A 14,363-nucleotide genomic window follows, 5' to 3' on the forward strand; every position below is an offset into this window, starting at 1 on the left:
TTAAAACAGGTTCGGATTAGCGCAGCGTGGTCAGGCTGCTCGCCAGTACATCGGCATCAATCAGCGCATTACGTACCGGCGCAAAGCTGCGGCGGTGATGAGGGGTCGCACCGTACTGCGTCAATTTTTCCATGTGTAACGCCGTAGGATAACCTTTATGCTGCGCAAAACCATACTGCGGAAACAACAAATCCAGCTCTGCCATTTCACGATCGCGCGTGACCTTGGCGATGATGGAGGCGGCGCTGATTTCGGCGACCAGGCTGTCGCCCTTCACCACCGCCAGAGAAGGCATCGGCAACGCCGGACAGCGATTGCCGTCAATCAGCACAAAGTCTGGCGTGATGGACAGGCCAGCGACCGCGCGCTGCATCGCCAGCATCGTGGCGTGCAGGATATTCAGGCGGTCAATCTCGTCCGGTTCTGCGCGCCCCAGGCTCCAGGCGAGCGCTTTCTCTTGGATTTGATCAAACAGCGCGAGACGGCGTTTTTCTGACAGTTTTTTGGAGTCTGCCAGGCCCGGGATGGGGTTCGCCGGATCGAGAATGACGGCAGCGGTCACCACCGCGCCAACCAGTGGGCCGCGCCCCACTTCGTCCACACCCGCAATCAGCCGGGCGTCAGGGTAAATAAAATCAGCCATTAGCGAGCTCCAGTACCGCATTGGCGGCTTGTTCATCCGCATTCCAGCGAATCTGCTGATGCAATTCGTGGAAGGTCTGCAATAGCGTTTCGCGTTCACGACTGGCGTGTAACAGCGGATCCAGCGCCGCTGCCAGCGCTTCAGGCTGACATTCATCCTGCAACAGCTCTTTGACCAGCTCGCGCCCGGCCAGCAGATTCGGCAAAGAGACGTAATCTGTTTTGACCAGTCGTTTAGCCAGCCAGAAGGTGAACGGCTTCATGCGGTAGCCCACCACCATCGGGCATTTTGCCAGCATGCACTCCAGCGCCGCCGTCCCCGAAGCCAGTAGCGCAGCATCACTTGCCACCATGGCTTCCCTGCCCTGACCATCCAGCAGATGCATCGGCAGCTCAGGCGCGACCTCCGCTTTAATTTTTTCAAACTGTTCGCGGCGCTTCGCGTTGACCAGGGGCACGACAATTTCCAGCGCCGGATAGTGCGTACGCAGACGCTGAGCGGTTTTAAGGAAATCCGCACTCAGCATTTCGACTTCGGCACCCCGGCTGCCGGGAAGCAATGCCAGACAGAGCGCGTGCTCGCCTATGCCAAGATGGCGTCGAGCGGCGGCCTTATCGGGCTGTAACGGCATGGCATCTGCCATGGTATGACCAATAAAGCGACAGGGAACGTTGAAACGGTCGTAGAAGGCTTTTTCAAACGGCAGGAACGCCAATACCAGATCGGTATTGCGGCCGATTTTAAAGACGCGCTTTTGTCGCCAGGCCCAGACAGAGGGGCTGACGTAATGAATGGTGCGAATGCCTGCGCGTTTGAGATGACCTTCCAGGGTGATGTTGAAATCCGGCGCATCAATACCGACAAAGACGTCAGGCTGAAGCGTGGTAAAGCGCTGCGTAAGATCGCGACGAATGCTTAATAAACGCCGTAACCGCCCCAGCACCTCCACAATGCCCATCACCGCCAGCTCTTCCATCTCGTACCAGACTTCGCAACCTTCGGCCTGCATTAGCGGACCCGCGACGCCAACAAAACGGGCATCGGGATGACGCGCTTTTAATGCCCGAATCAGGCCTGCGCCAAGGATGTCGCCAGAGGTTTCTCCGGCGACAAGTGCTATCGTTAGGGGACGCGCTGACATGAATTAGCGAATTAATCCACGCGTTGAACGTGCAAAGAAGTCGTAGAAAGGCTGCACTTCACTGTGTTGCTGAGCAATCGCCTCGATTTCCGGTTTGACTTCATCCAGCGTTCTGCCGCTGCGATAGAGCAACTTGTAGGCGTTGCGGATAGCGTGCAGTGCTTCTTTGCTGAAGCCACGACGCTTCAGGCCTTCAATGTTGATGCCGAAGGGCGTGGCATGGTTGCCCTGCGCGATAACATACGGCGGTACATCCTGAGCCACGCCTGAACAACCACCAACCATCACATGTGCGCCAATGGTGCACCACTGATGCACCGCCGTCATGCCACCGATAATGGCGAAATCGTCCACCGTGACATGGCCGCCCAACGTGGCGTTGTTGGCCATAATGCAGCGGTTGCCAATGACACAGTCATGCGCGATATGGACGTTAACCATCAACAGATTGTCACTGCCGACAACCGTGACATTTGTGCCCTGAGTCGTGCCACGATGAATAGTGACGCTTTCACGGATACGGTTGCGGTCGCCGATTTCAACTCGGGTAGGTTCACCGGCGTATTTCAGATCCTGATTCACTTCACCGATAGAAGCAAACTGATAGATCTGATTATCTTTACCGATACGCGTATGGCCGTTTACCACCACGTGTGACTTAAGGACGGTTCCCTCACCAATCTCGACATTAGCCCCGATAAAACAGAAAGGACCAATATGAACGCCGGGGCCGATAACAGCCCCGTCTTCGATGACTGAACTGGGATGGATGTTGGCAGTTGGATCAATCACGAATTATGCCTCCCGGCTACGGGCACACATCATGGTCGCTTCACAGACGATTTTACCGTCAACAGTCGCTACGCCATTGAAGCGAGTCAGACCACGGCGGGTTTTCTCGAAGGTCACTTCCATAATCATTTGATCGCCCGGTACGACCGGACGCTTGAAACGGGCATTATCAATGCCAGCAAAATAATACAGCTCGCCTGGCTCCAGTTTACCCACGCTTTTAAATGCCAGAATGCCGGTGGCCTGTGCCATCGCTTCCAGAATCAGAACGCCGGGAAAAATCGGTTTACCAGGGAAATGCCCCTGGAAAAACGGTTCGTTAAAGGAGACGTTCTTTACCGCGCGCAGATATTTGTTTTCTTCAAAATCCAGCACCCGATCTACCAGCAGAAACGGATAACGGTGCGGCAGCAGCTCTAAAATCTCTTCAATTTGCAGAGTATGAGTTTCAGTAGTCAAAATACTCTTCCTGTCCTAAAAATCTGATGACATCAATAACACGGCCTGCACCGATCATCATGATCGTTGGCAGGCCGCAAATAGTTTCCGTGGCGCCGGGCTTCCCTGCTTACACTGTTATTATGAAAGCCGGTCAGTCATGGGATGGCATTTAGTCGTCTTTACCGACTTTCCGCTCGATGGCTTTTAAGCGTTTGCTTAATTCATCGATATTCATCACCAACGCTGCAGTTTTGCGCCAGGTTTTGTTGGGCTGTAATGGAATGCCTGAGGAGTATACACCAGGTTCTGTTATCGGACGCATAACCATGCCCATACCGGTTACGGTTACTTTGTCACAGATTTCCATATGGCCGTTGATGACGCTGGCACCGCCAATCATACAATAACGACCAATTTTTAAACTACCCGCCATGATCACACCGCCAGCAACCGCAGTATTGTCGCCAATAACCACGTTGTGAGCAATCTGACATTGGTTATCTATGATAACACCATTGCCGATCAGAGTGTTATCCAGCGCACCACGATCGATAGTGGTACAGGCACCGATTTCGACCCGATCGCCGATGATGACCGAACCCAACTGCGGTATTTTCACCCAGTTGCCACGATCGTTAGCATAACCGAATCCATCTGAACCTATCACCGTGCCGGACTGAATCAGACAATCCTGACCAATCTGCACCTCATGGTAAACGGAGACGTTAGCCCATAAACGCGAGCCGTTGCCGATACGGGTTTTTTTGCCAACAAAACAGCCAGGGCCGATGACCACGTTGTCACCGAGTACCACGTCGGACTCAATAACGGCATTTGCGCCGATGGACACATTCTCACCCAGTCTGGCACTGGAATCGATCACGGCGCTCGGCGCAATGTGCTGCGCAGGCTGCGGCGTCGTATCCAGTAACTGCGCCATGCGCGCATAGGTAAGATAGGGGTTTTTAACAACCAGCGCGGCGGTTTTACACCACTCCAGATCCGCTTCCGTCAGCACCACGGCTGATGCCTGGATCAGGGCGAGCTGCTCGCGGTAACGGCTGTTGGCAAGAAACGTGATTTGACCAGTGGTGGCGGATTGCATAGAAGCAATGCCGGAGATGACGATATCGCCATCTCCGTGCAATTCTGCATCCAACTGCTGGGCTAAATCAGCCAGTCGAATTGATGACATCAATTATTTAACCTGCTTAGCAACTTCATCAGTGATGTCTTTAACATCAGAACCCGAATACAGCACAGCCTGAGAATTCAGCACCAGGTCATAGCCGCCGCTTTTGGCAACCGACTGAACAGCGGTCTGGATTTTTTCCAGCAGCTTGTTACGCTCCTGAACCTGACGGGTCTGGTTGTCTTTCTCAAACGCGTCGGCTTTTGCCTGGAAAGCATTACGCTCAGAGTCAATCTGCTTCTCTTTCTTGCTGCGCTCGCTCGCCTTCATGGTTGGCGCGTTACGCTGCAGATCCTGCATTTCCTGCTGGATTTTGTCGTGCTGAGAACGGAGTTCTGCCGCGCGGCCCTGGAATTCACTCTCGAGCTGCTTGGTGATAGTGGCGCGCTGAGGTGATTTCTGGAAAACCTGGCTCAGATCCACAGTTGCGACTTTATCCGCCGCCTGTGCGCCAGCAGAAGCAGCCAATGCAACACCCAGAGTAACTGCACATAACAACTTTTTCACTATAAACTCCTTACCCTCAACATGTATGTTTGCAGCGTGGAGCATAACAATGCCCCACGTGTGCAAGCTAATTTTTTAACATCCCTGTACAGAACATTACCAGGTTTTACCGATGTTAAACTGGAACTGCTCTGACTTATCTCCCTCAACTTTCTTAACCGGCTGGGCATAGGAGAAGACTAACGGCCCCAGCGGTGACATCCACTGTAAAGACACACCGGTCGAAACGCGAATGTTGTTCGGATCGCTGTAGTCAGGAATACCGGCAGCGCGCGTCTCCGCCGTGTTCTGCCATTTGGTATCCCAGACGGTACCCGCATCCACAAACAGTGAAGTGCGGACGGAATTCGAATATTTCTCACTCAGGAACGGTGTTGGCGTGATCAGCTCAAGGCTGGCAATCGCCATCGCGTTACCCCCGATGGCATCGCTTGACTTACAGATACCGTTAGGATCGCTCAGGTTACAGTATGACGAGCCATTGTTCAGGTAAGCCGCTTTCGGACCGATGGTATTGGACTGGAACCCGCGCACGGTACTGGAACCGCCGGCGTAGAAGTTCTCATAGAACGGCATCTCTTTACCGCTAATGCCGTCACCGTAGCCCACACGACCGCGACCTAACACAACCCAGGTATGATCTTTATTGATCGGAACATACTGCTGGCTGTCCAGGGTCATTTTGTAGAACTGATTATCTGAACCCGGAATCGTGACTTTACCGTTCAGGTTGGTACGGTTACCTGAGGTTGCAAAGAAACCACGGTCGAGCGTGTTATAGGTCCAGCCATAGTTAAAGGTGAAGTCGTCAGCAGAGAAGTCACCGTTGCTGTTCAACTGCTGTGGCTTACCGACCGAGTCAAGATAACGCCACATCGCAACCTGTGGACGCATGTCTGACAGATCGTTATGGACATAGCCCAGACCGACGCGCAGCGAGTTGTTCTCGTTGATTGGGAAGCCCAATGTACCGTCTGTACCATAACTTCTGTTGGTATAGCCGGAGAGATCGGCGTTGCTGGCCTTAAAGTTGTTGTAGAACACCCGGCCGCCCAGACTCACACCGTCAACGGTAAAGTAGGGATCGGTCAGAGAGAATTCTGCATAGGTCTGGTAATCGTTTTTAGTGCCGCTAATCCCCACGGTGTTACCGGTGCCGAGCCAGTTATCCTGGGTAACACCGACCTGGAAACTCACACCACTTTCTGTACCGTAGCCGACGCCAAAGTTAAAGGTACCGGTATTGCGTTCTTTAACTTTATAGACCACGTCAACCTGGTCAGGTGAGCCGGGAACGCGCTGCGTATCCACGTCAACGGTTTCAAAATAGCCCGTACGGTTCAGACGCTCTTTGCCCTGATCGACCAGGTCGCTGCCCAGCCAGGCGCCTTCCATCTGACGCATTTCACGACGTAGTACGGCATCTTTCGATGTATCGTTACCTTCGAAGCGCACTTTACGCACGTAGTAGCGATTACCCGCATCGACGTTGATATGCAGCTTAACGGTTTTATCCGCATCGTTAATTTCAGGCTGTGTTACAACACGTGGGTAGGCATAGCCGTAGCGACCCAGCAGTTTCTTGATGTCATCTTCCATCGACGTGACTTTCGTGCCGTTATACAGCTCGCCCGCCGGAATTTTGGTCAGATGTTCGATTTCGGCCGAATGACCCGCCATGCTGCCGTTGACGATTACACCCGCAATCTTGTACTGATCGCCTTCGGTAATGTTCACGGTGATGTAGATGCCTTTCTTATCCGGCGTCAGGCTGACCTGCGTCGAATCAATGTTGAAACGCGCATAGCCCCGATCCAGATAGAAGCTGCGCAGGGTTTCAAGGTCACCCGCCAGTTTCTGCTTCTGGTATTTACGGTCGGCCACCACGTTCCACCACGGCACTTCGTCACGCAACTGGAAGCGGGAAATGAGCTCGTCTGAGCTAAACGCTTTGTTACCCACGATGTTGATCTGCTGAATTTTGGCAGAAACACCTTCGGTAAACACCAGTTTCAAATCGACGCGGTTACGCGGCAGCGGAGTGACGACGGCTTTAACGCTGGCAGTGTATTTGCCCACGCTGTAGTAGAAGTCTTCCAGGCCCTTCTCAATGGAAGAGATGGTCGTGCGGTCCAGCGCTTCACCGACGCGCACGCCTGAGGCTTCAAGGTTTTGTTTGAGCTGATCGTCTTTAACCGCTTTGTTACCGCTGAAGGTAATGCTGGCGATGGTGGGACGTTCTTTGACCTGAACAATCAGCGTATTACCATCTCGCAGGACCTGAACATCCTCAAAGTTGCCAGTTGCGAACAGGGAGCGAATGGTATTTCTGACGTCATCGTCATTCACCGTATCGCCAACCCGAACTGGCATGCTCAGCAGAGCCGCGCCGACGGCGACTCGCTGCAGCCCTTCGAAATGAATGTCCTTCACCACGAAATCGTCTGCACCGTAAACGGTGGCGCTGCTAAACAGCAGCGACGCTATGAGCAACTTTTTCATCGCCATCGTTATTATGCGTTTTCCTAACACATCCCACGTAAGCTCGCGTTCCAGCGGTTACAAACGTGAGAAATCATTGAAAAGTGCAAGCCCCATTAACATCACCAGCAGTATTGAACCGATGCGGTAACTAAAGTCTTGAACTCGCTCGGACACCGGTCCCCCTTTGATCTTTTCGATCGCCAGGAAGAGCAAGTGCCCACCATCTAAAACCGGTAGCGGGAACAGGTTGATGATCCCTAAGTTGACGCTAATCAACGCCAGGAACATCAGGTAGTAAATCATTCCATACTCGGCTGACAAACCTGCACCTTGCGCAATCGAAATCGGGCCGCTCAGGTTGTTCAGCTTCACATCGCCGGTTATTAACTTGCCCAACATAGAGACGGTCAGCTTCATTAACTGCCAGGTTTTTACACTGGCTTCGCCAATGGCTGAAAACGCACCATATTGTCTTACCGTTTTATACTCGTCTGGCAGCGGTACGACCCGGGGGATCACCCCCGCAAACCCTTGTGCTTTGTTGCCAGGCTTCGCTTCAGGCGTCAGAGTTAACTGCACCGCGTCACCGTTGCGATCGACCTCAAGAGCAATACTTTTTCCTGGGTTATCCCGAACCTGGGTAGCAAAAGGTTGCCACTGCGATAATAACTGACCATCGACTTTAACGATCCTGTCGCCAGCTTGCAAACCGGCTGCACTGGCAGGCGAATTCTTTTGCACTTCAGCCAGGGTCGTTTCAATCTGCGGGCCCCGGGGACGAATGCCCAGTGCGACAACAGGGTCCTGCTTATCAGGTTCGAACTGCCAGTTGCGCAAATCGAGCTGTTTTTGCTGCGTTCCCTGTTCGCCAAAACGACCCACTGTTAATGTCGTGCTGGCATCACCGATTTTACCGATCAATGCCATACGCACAGCTTCCCAGTCAGGCGTTTCGATACCGTCAACGGCCTTAAGTTCCGTCCCGGGTGTAATTTGCGCTTCTGCGGCGACCGAACCGTTCAGAATTTCACCAACTACCGGTTTGATACCCGGCACGCCGTGGATGAACACGACCCAATAGGCAAAGATAGCAAACAGGAAATTGGCAATCGGGCCGGCAGCAATAATAGACGCGCGCTGCCAAATCGCTTTATTGTTAAACGCCTGGTGCCGAAGCTCGGCGGGTACGCTTTCTACCCGCTCGTCCAGCATTTTGACATAACCGCCCAGTGGAATGAGCGCAATCACAAATTCGGTGCCGTGACGATCCCGGCGTTGCCATAGCGCCTTGCCAAAGCCGATAGAAAAGCGCTCTACTCTCACACCGCAACGCCGCGCCACCCAAAAATGACCAAACTCATGCACGGTGATTAACACGCCCAGTGCAATGATAAATGCGGCAAAACTCCAGATTACGCTTAACATCGTCGCTTGCCCTTAAAGTGTCTGAAACACCAACAGCAATAAACAGGCAAATACCGGCACTGCTGCTGTCAGGCTGTCGATGCGGTCAAGAATACCGCCATGTCCGGGAATCAGGCTCCCGCTGTCTTTAATTCCGGCCTCGCGTTTAAACATGCTCTCCGTTAAATCGCCCAGTACCGAAGCAAGGGTAGAAATTACGGCGCAGATCACCAGCGTGCCGGTTGGAACGGAAAGCGGCGCAAAACTGGCGAACAGGACGGCAATCAGCGCAGAAGAGATCAGTCCGCCCAGAAAACCTTCCCAGGTTTTACCAGGCGACACTTTTGGCGCCAGCTTATGTTTGCCAAACAGTTTGCCGAACATGTAGGCACCGGAATCGGCGCCCCATACCAGAAACATAACAAACAGCAACCACCAGGCACCGGCAAAGTGATCGGCTTCGTAATGATACTGGCGGAGGGCCATCATGCCCCAGAAGAAAGGAATCACCGTTAAGGCACCAAACAGCAGACGCAAGGGTCGGGAGGTACGCCATAACCCAGCAGAGGCAGGATAGAACAGAACCAGTAGCAGCGCGGCAATCCACCAGGCCAGTGAGGCCCACAGCCAGCCCGCCACCTGCGGCAGGCGCGCGTTATGTTCGTAGGGAGGAAGCGTAAACAGCATCAGCGTCAAAGCCAGACCGCATATCAGCGCAAGCCAGATCCGTTGCTGACGCGATGCCATACCAGACAACTGCCCCCATTCCCAGGCGGCAAGCATGCAGATAATAATCGTAATAATTGCAAAGCCAACAGGCGGTAACCAGAACAATGCAGCGATCACCAGCGGGATGAGAATCAGCGCGGTGATCAGACGAGACTTCAGCAAAGGTTACCCCCAGATTGCTCAGGCGCCGCCTGGTGCAGCGCCGCCAAAGCGTCGCTCCCGCAGAGAGAATGCATTCAGTGCACCTTCAAAAACGTGTTCATCAAAATCCGGCCAGAGCACATCAGTAAAATAGAATTCCGCATAGGCAATTTGCCACAACAGGAAGTTGCTAATCCGATGCTCTCCCCCGGTCCTTATCACTAAATCCACTGGCGCCAGCTGATTCATACACAGTTGCGACGTCAGACTCTCTTCGGTTATCTGATCAGGGCGTAACAAGCCTTCCTGAACCTGCTCAGCCAACTTTTTAACGCCTTCGATAATATCCCATCGTCCGCCGTAGTTCGCAGCAATGTTTAGCGTCAGTCGATCGTTATTCTCCGTCAGCGCTTCTGCCCGACGGACACGTTCCTGAATGCGGGGACTGAAGCGGCTGATATCGCCAATGATGCGTAAGCGAACATTATGTTTGTGCAGGCTTTTCACTTCACTATCCAGCGCCCAGACAAACAGCTCCATCAAAGCAGTGACTTCCTGCGCAGGACGGCTCCAGTTTTCGCTACTAAAGGCATAAAGCGTTAACGCTTCAAGATGATTACTGACGGCAAAGCTAACGGCGCGACGGACTGATTTCACGCCCGCTTTGTGACCGGAGATACGCAGTTTTCCCTGGTTCTTAGCCCAACGGCCATTGCCATCCATGATGATAGCGACGTGGCGTGGACCGGTTCCCTGTTGGTCATCGGTGTTGTTGTGATTTTCAGACGACATAACGCGTAATCAATTCCTTTCATCAGAAATGCTGTGGTTTCTGAATACATTGCGCCCGGTACAAATCCCGGCACTGTCTGCCAGGCCACACCGAATTTGGTGACAGACCGTTAAACGCGAGCCAGCGACTATAACATTTTCACCTGAAGCGAACAAATAGCCTCAACGCAATCGTTGTTATGCCGTGAAACGTGGCAACATTTCGGTCGCAGCGGCGCGTGCCATACGATCGATTTCGATGACAGCGTCCACTGAATCCGGTTCCTGGCCGTGCTGCGATGACAGCACTGCGCTGTTTAACGCGGCGATATCGGTAAAACGAATTCGCTGATTCAGGAACGCCGCCACGGCGATCTCATTGGCAGCATTAAGCGTGGTGGTGGCCGCCTGCCCGGCCTCGCAGGCATCAATTGCCAGTTTCAGACAGGGGTAACGGCCAAAATCAGGTTCTGAGAACGTCAGCGCCGACATGCGGGTAAAGTCCAGCGGTGTGACCCCAGCGTGTGTACGCGCTGGCCAGGCCATACTGTGGGCGATAGGGGTTCGCATGTCAGGTGAACCTAACTGTGCCAGCACGCTGCCATCGCAGTAACGCACCATGGAGTGGATCACCGATTGGGGGTGCAAAATCACTTCCATCTGCGCGGCACTGGCGTTGAACAACCAACGCGCTTCAATGTATTCAAGACCTTTATTCATCATGGTGGCCGAATCAACAGAGATTTTACGCCCCATTGACCAGTTCGGATGTGCACAAGCCTGATCTGGCGACATGTTGCGCAGATCCGCTAAATTTGCGTCACGAAAAGGGCCACCCGATCCCGTAAGAATAATCGACTCAATGCCGTTACTCTGCAGATCAGCGTATCCTAACTGATGCTGGATGGTAGCGGGCAAACTCTGAAAAATCGCATTGTGCTCGCTGTCTACCGGCAACAGCTGCGCCTTATGCTGGCGCACCGCCTCCATAAATAAACGACCGCACGTCACCAGCGATTCTTTATTCGCCAGCAGGACCGTTTTACCCGCGCGAATGGCAGCCAGCGTCGGTAACAGACCTGAGGCGCCTACAATCGCCGCCATCACCTGGTCAACCTCATCCAGCGCGGCCAGTTCACAGGCTGCCTGAACGCCGGAGAGCACTTCAGTATTGACCTTTAATGCTCTCAGTCGCTCACGTAGCGCAGCAGCGGCTTCTTCGTCTGCCATCGCCGCATAGCGGGGTTGAAACTGTACGCACTGCTCAGCCATCAGGGCCACGTTTTTACCGGCAACCAGCGCCGTGATCTGATAGCGCGTAGGATTGGCGCTGACCACTGCCAACGTGCTGGTGCCTATCGAACCGGTTGAACCGAGCAGAGTTAATCGCTTCATAATGCTGTCCATGTAGAGGTGAAAGCGTGGGGCACAATGTAAAACGCCGCCAGAGGTGACATTCTGTCAGAATGCCTCTCTGTACGGCGTTTGGGTCGGCGAGGATGGAATCAGAAGTCCATCAACTCCGCTTCTTTTTCGGCCAGTGCCGCATCAACTTTCTTGATGTGCGCATCGGTCATTTTCTGGATTTCGTCCTGCGAACGACGTTCGTCGTCTTCGCTGATTTCTTTATCTTTCAGCAACGCTTTGATTTTATCGTTGGCGTCGCGACGAACGTTACGTACAGACACACGTCCCTGCTCGGCTTCACCGCGTACGATTTTAATCAGATCTTTACGACGCTCTTCCGTCAGCGCAGGGAGCGGAACACGAATGTCCGAACCCGCTGAGTTTGGGTTGAGGCCAAGATCGGACGCCATAATCGCTTTTTCAACGGCCGGGCCGAGAGAGCGATCAAACACGTTGATTTTCAGCGTGCGGGAGTCTTCAACGGTAACGGAAGCCAGCTGACGCAGTGGCGTCGGCGTACCGTAATATTCAACGATAATGCCGTCGAGCAGTGAAGGTGAAGCACGGCCTGTGCGTACCTTGCTGATAGTGGTTTTGAATGCCTCGACGCATTTGTCCATGCGCGTATCAGCATCTTTTTTAATGTCGTTAATCACGTTAAAACCCTTGGATTCGGTTTGACCTGGCCAGTTCCGGCATCACCGGAAGCGGGATCGATAATCATCGATAATCCTGACTGGTGCACGGCTAAACATTACCGCACTGACAGAATATACCTTATTTTATCTCGCCTCGGGTATTAATGCGTAATCAGGGTACCTTCTTTTTCACCCATCACTACGCGACGCAATGCGCCAGGTTTGTTCATATTGAAAACGCGGATTGGCAGTTTATGATCGCGCGCCAGCGTAAACGCGGCGAGATCCATCACTTTAAGCTCTTGATCCAGCACTTCCGCATAAGTCAGTTTTTCATACAGCGTTGCATCAGGGTGCTTCACCGGGTCGGCCGAGTAAACACCGTCAACTTTCGTGGCTTTCAGCACCACATCCGCTTCGATTTCAATACCACGCAGACAGGCGGCTGAATCCGTCGTGAAGAAAGGATTGCCCGTACCCGCAGAAAAGATAACCACACGGTTATTACGTAACAGGCTGATGGCTTCTGCCCAGCTATAGTTATCGCAAACGCCGTTGAGGGGAATCGCGGACATCAAACGGGCATTGACGTACGCGCGGTGCAGTGCATCACGCATCGCCAGGCCGTTCATTACCGTAGCAAGCATCCCCATGTGGTCACCCACAACGCGGTTCATGCCTGCCTGCGCCAGGCCGGCTCCGCGGAACAGGTTACCGCCGCCAATCACAACGCCCACCTGGATACCCAGCTCGACCAGTTCTTTGACTTCCTGAGCCATGCGGTCAAGCACGCTCGCGTCGATACCAAAACCCTCTGCACCTTGAAGTGCTTCGCCACTGAGTTTTAGCAGGATACGTTGATAAACAGGTTTTGCGTTGGTCGCCATGGTCAATTCGTCCTGGAAGATATGATGAATAAGAAGTAATTCCGATCAATCATCCGCTTAGAGCAAAAGAATTACTATTGGGATGAAACTGAAAATGTATCTTTTGCCTGTGGCAGACAAAAAAGAACCGCCATCTGGCGGTTCTTTCAGATCATTAAGACTGTTTGGACATTGCTGCAACTTCAGCAGCAAAATCAGTCTCAACTTTTTCGATGCCTTCACCCACTTCAAAGCGGATGAAGTTGATCACGTCAGCGCCCTGCTCTTTCAGCGCCTGGCCAACAGTTTTGCTTGGATCGATAACAAATGCCTGACCGGTCAGAGAGACTTCACCGGTGAATTTCTTCATACGGCCTTCAACCATCTTCTCTGCGATTTCTTTTGGCTTACCAGACTGCATCGCGATGTCCAGCTGAACCTGGTATTCTTTATCAACCACTTCCGCAGAAACGTCTTCTGGCTTAACAAACTCAGGTTTGCTTGCCGCAACGTGCATGGCGATTTGTTTGATCAGATCTTCGTTAGCGCCTTTGGCAGAAACCAGAACGCCGATACGTGCGCCGTGCAGGTAGCTGCCCAGTTCTTCGCCTTCCAGAAGAGCAACGCGACGAATGTTGATGTTCTCGCCGATTTTAGCAACCAGAGCAACGCGTTCTTCTTCGAACTGTGCTTTCAGCACTTCAACGTCGGTGATGCAGCCAGCCGCAGCAGCGTCAAGAACTTTATCAGCAAACGCCTGGAAACCGCCGTCTTTTGCTACGAAGTCAGTCTGGCAGTTCACTTCCAGAATCACACCGTAGTTACCAACGATTTTGGTTTTGATTACGCCATCAGCAGCAACGTTACCCGCTTTTTTCGCTGCTTTAATTGCGCCAGACTTACGCATGTTTTCAATCGCCAGCTCGATGTCGCCGCTCGCTTCAGTCAGCGCTTTTTTGCAGTCCATCATGCCTGCGCCAGTACGCTCACGCAGTTCTTTTACCAATGCAGCGGTAATTTCAGCCATTCCAGAATCCTCGGTTCGTACCTGAGCACAAGTGCATCAGAAGGTACTTATTTGCGGAAAATTTACTCTGTCCCGCCGTCCTGAACAGGGGCGTAACAGACTTGGATAAAATAAAGGGGCCATGTTTGGCCCCTTGCAGATCACATCTGAATGCTAAGGGCTCTTATGCAGAGCAAACCT

Annotated in this window: 14 protein-coding genes; all 14 read right to left on the reverse strand. The window is 52.9% G+C overall.

What is annotated here, in order from left to right; all coding sequences use genetic code 11:
- Positions 1 to 16: 16 nt before the first annotated feature.
- Positions 17 to 643 (reverse strand): ribonuclease HII, encoded by a 627-nt coding sequence (gene rnhB, locus GKC68_RS17880; RefSeq protein WP_028724753.1) that lies wholly within the window; start codon positions 641 to 643, stop codon positions 17 to 19.
- Positions 636 to 1,784: a lipid-A-disaccharide synthase gene (gene lpxB / locus GKC68_RS17885; protein WP_342656380.1), complete on the reverse strand. Its 1,149-nt coding sequence runs from the start codon at positions 1,782 to 1,784 to the stop codon at positions 636 to 638. The genes rnhB and lpxB overlap by 8 nt, the downstream gene beginning before the upstream one ends.
- A 3-nt stretch (positions 1,785 to 1,787) precedes the next feature.
- The gene (gene lpxA, locus GKC68_RS17890) at positions 1,788 to 2,576 is read right to left on the reverse strand and encodes an acyl-ACP--UDP-N-acetylglucosamine O-acyltransferase (protein WP_047714481.1); all 789 of its coding nucleotides are present in this window, start codon (positions 2,574 to 2,576) and stop codon (positions 1,788 to 1,790) included.
- Positions 2,577 to 2,579: 3 nt separating this feature from the next.
- On the reverse strand, positions 2,580 to 3,035 hold the full coding sequence (gene fabZ, locus GKC68_RS17895) for a 3-hydroxyacyl-ACP dehydratase FabZ (RefSeq protein WP_006117769.1): 456 nt from the start codon (positions 3,033 to 3,035) through the stop codon (positions 2,580 to 2,582).
- 151 nt (positions 3,036 to 3,186) lie between these two features.
- Positions 3,187 to 4,212 carry a UDP-3-O-(3-hydroxymyristoyl)glucosamine N-acyltransferase gene (gene lpxD / locus GKC68_RS17900; protein ID WP_013024695.1) on the reverse strand — a complete coding sequence of 342 codons (1,026 nt, stop codon included), beginning with the start codon at positions 4,210 to 4,212 and terminating at the stop codon, positions 3,187 to 3,189.
- A gap of 3 nt (positions 4,213 to 4,215) precedes the next feature.
- Entirely contained in the window at positions 4,216 to 4,716 is a 501-nt protein-coding gene (locus GKC68_RS17905) for an OmpH family outer membrane protein (RefSeq protein ID WP_014606549.1), read from the reverse strand.
- Between the two features lie 96 nt (positions 4,717 to 4,812).
- The gene (gene bamA / locus GKC68_RS17910; RefSeq protein WP_028724750.1) at positions 4,813 to 7,224 is read right to left on the reverse strand and encodes an outer membrane protein assembly factor BamA; all 2,412 of its coding nucleotides are present in this window, start codon (positions 7,222 to 7,224) and stop codon (positions 4,813 to 4,815) included.
- A 51-nt stretch (positions 7,225 to 7,275) separates the two neighbouring features.
- Positions 7,276 to 8,625, reverse strand: coding sequence for a sigma E protease regulator RseP (gene rseP / locus GKC68_RS17915; protein WP_047714484.1), 1,350 nt, complete (start codon positions 8,623 to 8,625; stop codon positions 7,276 to 7,278).
- A 12-nt stretch (positions 8,626 to 8,637) separates the two neighbouring features.
- The gene (cdsA, locus tag GKC68_RS17920; RefSeq protein ID WP_058705971.1) at positions 8,638 to 9,495 is read right to left on the reverse strand and encodes a phosphatidate cytidylyltransferase; all 858 of its coding nucleotides are present in this window, start codon (positions 9,493 to 9,495) and stop codon (positions 8,638 to 8,640) included.
- An 18-nt stretch (positions 9,496 to 9,513) separates the two neighbouring features.
- Entirely contained in the window at positions 9,514 to 10,266 is a 753-nt protein-coding gene (gene ispU / locus GKC68_RS17925; RefSeq protein WP_028724747.1) for a (2E,6E)-farnesyl-diphosphate-specific ditrans,polycis-undecaprenyl-diphosphate synthase, read from the reverse strand.
- Between the two features lie 177 nt (positions 10,267 to 10,443).
- The gene (ispC, locus tag GKC68_RS17930; RefSeq protein ID WP_028724746.1) at positions 10,444 to 11,640 is read right to left on the reverse strand and encodes a 1-deoxy-D-xylulose-5-phosphate reductoisomerase; all 1,197 of its coding nucleotides are present in this window, start codon (positions 11,638 to 11,640) and stop codon (positions 10,444 to 10,446) included.
- 110 nt (positions 11,641 to 11,750) lie between these two features.
- Positions 11,751 to 12,308: a ribosome recycling factor gene (gene frr / locus GKC68_RS17935; protein WP_013024688.1), complete on the reverse strand. Its 558-nt coding sequence runs from the start codon at positions 12,306 to 12,308 to the stop codon at positions 11,751 to 11,753.
- A gap of 143 nt (positions 12,309 to 12,451) precedes the next feature.
- On the reverse strand, positions 12,452 to 13,177 hold the full coding sequence (gene pyrH, locus GKC68_RS17940; protein ID WP_006117760.1) for a UMP kinase: 726 nt from the start codon (positions 13,175 to 13,177) through the stop codon (positions 12,452 to 12,454).
- A gap of 154 nt (positions 13,178 to 13,331) precedes the next feature.
- Positions 13,332 to 14,183, reverse strand: coding sequence for a translation elongation factor Ts (tsf, locus tag GKC68_RS17945; RefSeq protein ID WP_342656381.1), 852 nt, complete (start codon positions 14,181 to 14,183; stop codon positions 13,332 to 13,334).
- Positions 14,184 to 14,363: the final 180 nt, after the last annotated feature.

Source organism: Pantoea sp. RSPAM1 (genome assembly GCF_038816185.1).
Lineage (GTDB): Bacteria > Pseudomonadota > Gammaproteobacteria > Enterobacterales > Enterobacteriaceae > Pantoea > Pantoea ananatis.